This window comes from Oleiphilus sp. HI0061, from assembly GCF_001635675.1.
Window position 1 is genome coordinate 1 of record NZ_LWFE01000617.1, and the last position, 775, is coordinate 775.

General features: G+C 48.3%; 1 pseudogene. It reads right to left on the minus strand.

What is annotated here, in order from left to right:
• Window positions 1-775 (minus strand): annotated as a pseudogene (locus A3735_RS30515) (C4-dicarboxylate ABC transporter); the annotation flags it as partial.

Here is a 775-nt window from a genome sequence, read left to right on the forward strand (position 1 = left end):
CATACACCCCAGCCAAATAGTTGGTCGGTCGTTACTTCACGGTTCATGAACGCGATAACAACAACAAGCAAACATGGTCGCAATACAACACCCATACTACCTGACATCGCCGTGGCTGCGAGTGCCAGATTGCGGCGTGCGCCAGCTGCTCTAATTTCGTGATAGATTACTGCACCAGCAGCGATAACGAAGATACCAGAGCCACCTGTGTAGGCAGTCGGTACAGCAGCAAGAACAACCACAACAAAAGCCAACATTTCCGGAGGCATTTTCCAAGGCTTAAACAGGTTCAGAACCAAACCGGCAAAACGGGTTTGTTTCAAGAGCATACCTATCCAGACATACAAACCAACGTTCAGGAACATGTCCGCCAGGTCCATCAGTGTATTCAGATAGATACCTATCCCTGGCATGTGGCCATGAGAGAAGAAGAAAATACCCGCAATGATGGCCATCGTGGAATAGAGAGGAACCGATAACAAAGCATAGCCAATATTACCGCCAGGTTTTAGGTGAGCAGGCACCTTAATCAAATTGTAGATACTGACGATCAACAATAAGGCTATGCCATATACCCAGAAGTTATGCAGCATCGCTTCTTCAGACGGGAGGTTGGTACCATCTGAGTGAGCCAACTCCCGGAAGGCAAAAACCGAAGTCAACAAAACACAATTAGCAATAACCTGTGCAGAGCTCGACACATAGTGATCAAGTCGGTGCAAGACCGGGCGCATGGCAATATGGTGGCGCTTCAAGGTTGCCGTCATTGCACACA